The organism is Pelagicoccus mobilis (assembly GCF_016595505.1).
Classification (GTDB): Bacteria; Verrucomicrobiota; Verrucomicrobiia; order Opitutales; family Opitutaceae; genus Pelagicoccus; species Pelagicoccus mobilis.
The window spans coordinates 129,806-137,729 of the sequence record NZ_JAENIL010000014.1 but is presented as its reverse complement, the minus strand read 5'-3'; the positions used below and the strand labels follow the sequence as shown (position 1 = coordinate 137,729).

Genomic DNA, 7,924 nt, shown 5'->3' with positions numbered 1-7,924 from the left:
GATAAAAAACTTAACGTAAGAGGCTGCTCCAACGCCGTAAACGGAAGCATAACAGACTCTTTATAGGGGCCTTACGACTTAAGTTGACGCCAATGTGCAATGCGGCGTGTCGCGAGCGACAGCCCTACGAACCATTTGAAACCGCATCTTCCCCGCAAAATGGTGACGATCCTCAAATTGTTTGGTTATCGCTCTCCGTTTCTTATCGAAAAAACCGTGGTAGGCAAATTGCGGTTGTTGGGATTCAAGTACTCCTTTTCGAGCGTCATCCCCACCTTCTCTGCGACTCGCCTCGATTGCTGATGAGCGCTCTCCATGTAGCTGCAGAGTTTCTGAAGCTTTAGGGTCTCGAATCCGTATCGTTTGACTGCGAGGGCGGCTTCGACAGCGTACCCCCTGCCCCAAAACGATCTGTTCAGGTGGTATCCGATTTCGAATTCTTGCGCACCGTCGATATCCTGGACCGTAATCCCGCAGTCGCCCACAAAGCAGGTGCTTTCCTTTTCGATCAAAGCGAACAATCCGTATCCACCTTCCTCGAATGTGCCAATCTGCTTCGTAATCGCCTTTTTGATACGCTCATCCGAATACGGCTCTGGATAGAAGGACATGGTCTCGCGATCTCCCCAAACGCTTTTTGCCCCCTCGAAATCTGACTCCAAAAAGGGGCGTAAAATGAGACGTTCAGTTTCGATCATGACTTGGGATTAACGGAAGCTTGGGATTTTCTATTTCAATCGGATCGCTGGTGAATGGCTGATTCCGCGTGGGTAGCACTCGTTATACCCAATTGGTATCATCTCGACAGCATGACCGTTGGGACAACGGTCGCTACCTTACATGCCAACTTCGGGGGGATGGCACAACCTCAATTCGTTTTCGAGAGTTTTCGGACAAGCAAGACTGGGATCGTACGGATCAACTTGTAGATCAGGAATGCGAGTACACAAACGATAAGCCCAAAACCTGTCGGTAGTACGGCTCCGAACGTGTAAGACATTCCCAATACAAATCCCAAGAGGTACTCAGGTCTGTAAATTGGCAGAAATAGAGCAATGACAAGCAAGGCGGGGCCCATTAGGCTAGCGACTTGATCCAAGCCATTGGTAAAGGCTATTGATAAAACAATGCCGTAGAACAGAGCGGCCAAGAACCCAACTTGAGCCGCCAGCGGATAGCGTCCGGACTCTCGCTTGAACACCAGTGCCGAAGAGAACCACGTCAGTCCTGGAAGCAACAGGGCTCCCCACCAATTCGATATGGCAGGCAGATCACTCCGATGGAGCAGATGGTGGCTAGGAACACCGCTTGTAAAATGCTGCCAACATAAAAGGCCAAGAACGAAGGTTGCCACAACTATGGAGAGCCAGACTTGAATGTGGTTTCTTTGGGGATCGCTCATTTTGAATACTCCTTTTGACGTGATTTGATTTGCACCGAGTCAATGCTGTCTAACTCAGCGAATACATGGTTCACGCTCCCAGTGGGTCGGTTACAAAAAATGCCCTTCTTCAGGCTAACTAGAACTCCGAGATGAAATAGCGGAACATGAGTTGATCCGCCAAAACGATGAGAAAGAAAATGGGGATCAGAATGGCATGAACCTTGGGTTTGTTCCAAATGCAAACTACGAGCACGATCACCAGCTGTATCAAACTCGGCAGGTTGTCTGCATCGAGGATGATTCCATCAAACATTATAGGGCGAAAAAGGGTTGTTAGCAGCGTGATTATGCCTGCGATGATCCATATAATGCGAGCGTTCGCATAATAGTATTCCCTAAAATCGCAACGGGCCCAATCATCTGGAAACACAAGGTTTGCGATCATGTAGAGCCCGACTGGGCCTGTTAGCATGAAGAGAACACCCGGAAAGGTCCAGTCGGGAGCATCCCTCAAGCCCCAAGCCTCCCACCAAAGGACAAGGTGGGCCAAAAAGACGCCGATTACCACGACGATGTGAAGCCAATAAGGGCGGACATCTTTGCGCCCTCTTAGCAAACGTGCGGATCCGCTTAGCAGCTCAGTCACGCCAAAGCCGATGACGATGGTAATCATCACCATTATGAACGAAAAGACATCTCCGCTGTTTTCCACGATTCTAGGTAGAGAAACAGATAGGTAGGTTCGGCGAACGCAAGTCCGCAACTGTCTTTCCTCTATCTCGCGTTAGTCACAGACGATTTTTATGCGTTCTTCGAGTTCGGCATTGGGCGAGACTTCGACTTCACTGCCACTAGCAACAGAGAGACCGCTCATTTGGACCTTTTGAGTAAGAATGAATGGATGGGGTGCCTTGGATGACGCCTCACTTCCCGGATCAGAAAAGAAATACAGCGAGCCTTCATGTTGCGAATCATCGATAAACAGGTCCTCGATGGTCACGTTTCGAGGCATGTAGCAGGTGTATCCAAAATCGTGCTGCCCATCATTTCTGAGTCCAAACATGTAAAGAGCCTGAGCACCCCGGTTCACAGGCAGCCAACGGGTATTTCGGATGGTCACATCGCCCTCCCAAGTGCTGCCGTAATCTTCTCGAAAACCAATGAGCGACGATCCGTGAATCGTCGAGTTTTCGATGGTGAGTTGACCTCGACCAATGGCATTGAGTCCCATATACCCGAGGGTTGAGTCCTTGATCGTGTAGGTGCCGGATACCCCCATGTGCGCGTCCATGCGGGACAACTCGCAGCCTTCGAGAAGGATGTTCTTGCAGAAGTTGGTTCCGATCACCCCCCACCGCGTCCGGTCGAGGATGTGGTTCATCCGACAGTTGATCATGCTGAAGTTGACCACGCTATTGGCATTGTAATCGTAGGAGCCCATCGATACTGGCTTTCCAGCGCTGCCGATTGTCTTGTAAACCTTGTGGCCAGTGGCGAAGCAATTGCGGAGCTCGATGTTGGCACAATTCATCACAGAGATGAAACCGCGATAGGGATGCCCGACAGCCGTCTCTCCGGCAACGTAGTGAGTCAAGCCATCCAAGACGGTGTTGGAGCGAAGGATCTCGATGTTTCGATACCAATAATTGTAACCCACCTCTTGCTTCATATTGTTTGCAATGGTGGTGAACACGCCGCCGCTGATCGTGAGCGTATCCGCATCTATGGGACGGGCTTCAACCTTGCTGATTCGATCGTAGTCCCAGTCGATGGGGCTAGTGATGGTGCCATCTTTCTTTAGAATGAAGCTATCACGTTGATCAGACCCAGCGTTCTGGTTCAACCCACGCCGAATGTAGCGCTTAACCTTATCATTGTACACCGTGACAAGATAGTCCTGCTCCCCTCTCCACTCAATCTGGGTTTGGTCACGCGTCAGCTTCTGAATGGGCAGGGTCTCCATCGGCAACAGCGATCGCACCTCAAAGAGAGACGCCTTGTGGTTCTCTACCTCACGATCATCGATGGTGAAGCGTGACGTGCTCCAATCCGTATCCGTTGCGATGATTGCGGTTAAGGCACGTGAACCCAAGTGGTAGGTCGCATCTGGCTTGGACTTCACCGGCAAGCCGTTCGCGTTGGCGTGTTCGTGGGCAGCACAAATAGATGGCAGATCGTCATGTACGCCGTCTCCCACTGCCCCAAAATCTTCGTAAGTTAAGAAATCTTGGGCTACGAGGGGGACCATAAGCGAGAGAAACGAGAGGGTTCTGAAAAACTTAACCATGGGGTTCACTGTTTTTTTGAGGTATACTTGTGGGGAGCATGTGTCACCACTGAGGAACTACTAAGAGTATCGACTGCTAATAAGGGAGCGAATTCTTGAACCACAGATTACACGGAAAACACAGATCATATGTGAAGGGGGTTTGCGCCCCCCCCCGATCATTGGCGCATCAAAGTCAGTACTGGCGCGAGAACTTGCTGAAGTCTGGTTTGCGCTTTTCCACGAAGGCGGTTCGGCCTTCTGCGGCTTCGTCGGTACCGTAGGCGAGTCGGGTGGCTTCGCCGGCGAAGACTTGCTGGCCGACCATGCCGTCGTCCGTAAGGTTGAATGCGAACTTGAGCATCTTCTGGGCAGTGGGTGATTTTTCGTTTATGATGCAGGCCCACTCGAGCGCTTTGCTTTCCAGCTCTGCGTGGGGGACGACTTTGTTAACCATTCCCATCTCGTATGCGTCTTGGGCAGTGTAACGGAGCCCGAGGAAGAACACCTCGCGAGCGCGCTTCTGGCCTACTTGCTTGGCAAGGTACGCCGAGCCGTAACCGCCGTCGAAGCTCGCCACGTCCGCGTCCTTCTGCTGGAAAACCGCGTGCTCCTTGGAAGCCAAAGTCATATCGCATACAACATGGAGCGAATGCCCTCCTCCCACCGCGAAGCCGGGCACCACTGCAATGACGACCTTTGGCATGAAACGAATGAGACGTTGCACCTCGAGGATGTGCAATCGGCCCATATTCGCACCTGTCGCGTCCTCGGTCCCATCGTACTTGTATCCATCTTTTCCGCGCACACGCTGGTCGCCACCCGAGCAAAACGCCCAGCCGCCGTCTTTCGGCGATGGCCCGTTACCAGTTAGCAGCACAACGCCAACGCCAGCGTCCGCCTGGGCGTGCTCCAAGGCTTTGGCGAGTTCGTCGACTGTCTTGGGACGAAACGCGTTGCGACACTCGGGACGGTTGAAAGCGATGCGAACAGTGCCGCCTACGACAGCCTTGTGGTAGGTGATGTCTTCGAAATCGAAGCCTTCAACAGCGTTCCAGTCGGCGGGATTAAAGATCTCTGATACCATGATGGGAGTAAGTATGAATGATGAGGGATGAATTAGGAAAGGACGAAGTATAGGGTTCGTACTGCTTCACTCGAACTCCTCCAGGCTCTGAATGCTCTCGACGCCTTCCGGTACAGGCTGTTGGTCACGATTAAGCCAGATGCCGCGGAGGCCTGCCTTGCTCGCCCCCAAAGCGTCTTTTTCGAGGCTGTCCCCAATGTAGATGGCATCCGCAGGGGCGACCTTGGCCTGAGCGCAGCTGTCGTGGAAAATTTTGGCATCAGGCTTGGAGCAACCTGCAGATTCGGCAGTCACGAGGAGGCTTACGTACGAGTCCAGCCCGTGCCGGGTGATTTTTTCGCTTTGCTGGGCATGGCCGCCATTTGAGATAATCCCGACGCCCTGCCCCGCGTGCTTCTCGAGGAACGGGAGTACATCCGGGAAAAGGCCGAGCGAATTCTCGTAAGACTTCAGGTAAATTGAGAACAGCTCATCCGCTTTTTCATCACAGAGATTCTCGTCTCGAAACAGCTTTCGCATCCGTCGTCGACGTTGCCCCTGAAAGCTTGTCTCTCCAGCTAGGAAAGCCGCGAAGTGGATCTCCGCGAGATCATGCCAGTAGGTCGGGAAACTTGTTTCATCAAAATCCGGAATCGAATCTCCAAAACGCTCGCCAAACAACTCTGCCGCCACGCGCTCCGCTCGCGTGTGGTCTACCAAGGTATCGTCAATATCCAGGAAAAGCATGCCTGGCCGGTCCTCTATTTAAACCGGGTGCAAGTCATACAACCAACCCGTAAACCACGTGGTCGTACCACTTGTCGTAGACTTTCTCGACTGAGCGGAGCGTACCTTCGTTCACAAATCCAAGCCGTTCAGGTATAGCCCTGCTTTTTGAGTTCTCAACGGCACAACGGATCTCAAAGCGACGAAGCGAGTAGTGCTCCTTCCCAAGCTCAATGAGATCCTTCACCGAATCGGTCATAAGTCCTTTCCCATTGTAGGCCTCGCCTAGCCAGTATCCAATATGTCCCGACTGATTATCACTTTCGATTAGATTGAAGCCAACCACTCCGGCAATCCTGCCTTCGTAAAAGATCACCCCAAACAAGCCCTTTCCCTCCGCGAAACGCTGCAACTCTCCCGCAATGAACTTTTTTGTGTCGTTGGGCTCCTTTATCGAATCCAACCAGGGTAACCATTTCTTAAGGAACGTTCGGTTCGTATCCGTCAGTTCATACAGTTCTTCAGCGAATTGCGGGACACCAAGGGCGACTTCAGTCTTTTCGTTAATACGGCGGGTAAACATAGCAGGATCGATTCACCCACGAAAGACACGAAGTGTCACGAATGATTTCGGGCTTGGGCTACTTGATTAAGCGTAGCGGCCTAAGCAGGCCAAGGAGCTGAACTGCCTACGAACTGAGGGCGGAATTTGAATCCACCAACGCGACGCGCGTCGAAACCGCATGTAGAGCGATCATGTGGATGGCTTCGTTCACAGTCGTGCAGCAATCCGTCAGGATCGAGACTTTGTACTTTTCCGCGGCTTTCGATATTGCTGTGTGCGTCACGCAATTTTGCGTCATCATGCCGCAGACTAAAAGTTCTTCGATCCCCCGATCGGATAACACCGACTCCAGTTCTGTTTGATGGAAGCTGTCGGCATACTCCTTGATGACCACGGGGGCCTCGGGCGCTGCGGCGAGGATGTCTGCATGGATGTCTGCTCCCTTGGTTCCCTTGTTGAAAAAGGGAGCGATTCCCGCCTCTGGGTTAGCGATGTGTTGAATGTGGATGACCTCTACACCGTTCGCTTGGGCGAGAGAGATTGCCGACTTCAGCTTTTCCAAGGTCCCATCCGTATTCCAAAGCGGAAACAATCCTTCAGGGAAATAGTCGTTTTGAAGATCAATGAGAAGAAGCGCCTTTTTCATTACTCACCCTTAGATTCGAAACGACCGAACAGCAACCCTCGGTCCGAGAAAACATGCATGAATCTACTTCACTATTTCGATCCATACCTTCTCCTCCCCAACCGTAATCCCGATCCCCGAGGACTCGCCGGGCAACAAAATCAAACCAGGTGCCCAACTTATTTCCTTCGACGCGTTTGGCGTACGAATCACCGCCTGTTCGGACGATTCCCCGTTTGCACGCTCGGATTCAAAGATCTCGACGAGAAAAGGAATCCCAGGCCGGCACATCCAAGCGACCCGTTTCTCCAGTGAATCAATCGATATCGGATGCAGGAACAGCCCTTGTTTCGCGAAATAGGCCACCGCCTCTTTTAGATCCGTCGTGCGATAGCCGAGGTGATGCAATCCGGGGCCTCTCTTCTTCAATGCCCGCCGATAGGGCCCATCGCCAATTGCTTCGAAAAGCAGGAGTGAAGGAGCATTCGTATTCAGAAAGTCTATATACTGTTCCTTGGTTCCTTCGCTCTCGAAAGTTTCAAGCTCATGGCGTTCGAGCGTCGATGGAAACGATGCCGCAGTCGCTTCCAGGTCCCGAACCAGCAGTGCAATGTGGTCTAGCTCAAGCATCTTCAAACTCTAATTCAAATTGCCTGGATACCGCCGCGTACAGCTCATCCTCAGAAAGAACACCATCAACCCTGATCGATCTCAAGCCAGTCGATTCGATTTGCCTTGAGAGGTGCTTTTCAAACAGCACCTCGCGCTCCAACTGATTTTGCAGTGCCTTCTCCGGGTTCGAGGTTTTATTCGGAATGCTCCAGAGACTGCCGCGCTCAGTGAAAGCCTTTCGCCTAAATTCAGGGCTCGACAGAAGCCAGAGAGCATTCCCGGGGCTCGCAAGGAGCGGCTCTACCAGTAAAGGTAGCAGACGAAACCCTTCGGCTATGACCTTACGGTCTGCAGGTAGGTTCAGAAGATCATCTAAGATGCAGGAGAAGGCTTCGCCATGAAACCAATGAAAGGTATCGAACATCACCTGCGCCGTTCGGTTGACCCAACGTTCGTCCATCGACATTTCGATGAATTGCATCAACAAGGGACACTCTTCAGGCTCACAACGCCGAGCATGATCCCCCATCACTTCATCGCAGGAATACAACAACATGTCATGCTCGGATGCGATCCGGCGGGCGATAGTCGTCTTAGCGGAACCACTGGTCCCGCCGATCCAATAAACATGGGATAGCCTCTCAGCCAAAACTAAGGACATAGAACAAGAGTTAGAGGGT

General features: G+C 52.0%; 10 protein-coding genes. All 10 read right to left on the bottom strand.

Annotated features, from left to right (window positions below):
* Positions 1-185: 185 nt before the first annotated feature.
* Positions 186-698, bottom strand: a complete 513-nt coding sequence (locus tag JIN87_RS09405; protein ID WP_200355301.1) for a GNAT family N-acetyltransferase — start codon at positions 696-698, stop codon at positions 186-188.
* A 170-nt stretch (positions 699-868) separates the two neighbouring features.
* The gene (locus JIN87_RS09400; RefSeq protein ID WP_200355300.1) at positions 869-1,402 is read right to left on the bottom strand and encodes a hypothetical protein; all 534 of its coding nucleotides are present in this window, start codon (positions 1,400-1,402) and stop codon (positions 869-871) included.
* Between the two features lie 118 nt (positions 1,403-1,520).
* Positions 1,521-2,096 carry a hypothetical protein gene (locus tag JIN87_RS09395; protein ID WP_200355299.1) on the bottom strand — a complete coding sequence of 192 codons (576 nt, stop codon included), beginning with the start codon at positions 2,094-2,096 and terminating at the stop codon, positions 1,521-1,523.
* Positions 2,097-2,168: 72 nt separating this feature from the next.
* The gene (locus JIN87_RS09390; RefSeq protein ID WP_200355298.1) at positions 2,169-3,632 is read right to left on the bottom strand and encodes a hypothetical protein; all 1,464 of its coding nucleotides are present in this window, start codon (positions 3,630-3,632) and stop codon (positions 2,169-2,171) included.
* A 214-nt stretch (positions 3,633-3,846) separates the two neighbouring features.
* Positions 3,847-4,737, bottom strand: a complete 891-nt coding sequence (locus JIN87_RS09385; protein WP_200355297.1) for a 1,4-dihydroxy-2-naphthoyl-CoA synthase — start codon at positions 4,735-4,737, stop codon at positions 3,847-3,849.
* Positions 4,738-4,803: 66 nt separating this feature from the next.
* Positions 4,804-5,463 (bottom strand): HAD family hydrolase, encoded by a 660-nt coding sequence (locus JIN87_RS09380; protein WP_200355296.1) that lies wholly within the window; start codon positions 5,461-5,463, stop codon positions 4,804-4,806.
* Between the two features lie 34 nt (positions 5,464-5,497).
* The gene (locus JIN87_RS09375; protein WP_200355295.1) at positions 5,498-6,025 is read right to left on the bottom strand and encodes a GNAT family N-acetyltransferase; all 528 of its coding nucleotides are present in this window, start codon (positions 6,023-6,025) and stop codon (positions 5,498-5,500) included.
* A gap of 106 nt (positions 6,026-6,131) precedes the next feature.
* Entirely contained in the window at positions 6,132-6,653 is a 522-nt protein-coding gene (locus tag JIN87_RS09370) for a cysteine hydrolase family protein (protein WP_200355294.1), read from the bottom strand.
* 63 nt (positions 6,654-6,716) lie between these two features.
* Complete coding sequence (locus tag JIN87_RS09365) at positions 6,717-7,262, bottom strand: VOC family protein (protein WP_200355293.1); 546 nt, start codon at positions 7,260-7,262, stop codon at positions 6,717-6,719.
* On the bottom strand, positions 7,255-7,905 hold the full coding sequence (locus tag JIN87_RS09360; RefSeq protein ID WP_200355292.1) for a P-loop nucleotide/nucleoside kinase family protein: 651 nt from the start codon (positions 7,903-7,905) through the stop codon (positions 7,255-7,257). The genes JIN87_RS09365 and JIN87_RS09360 overlap by 8 nt, the downstream gene beginning before the upstream one ends.
* Between the last annotated feature and the right edge of the window lie 19 nt (positions 7,906-7,924).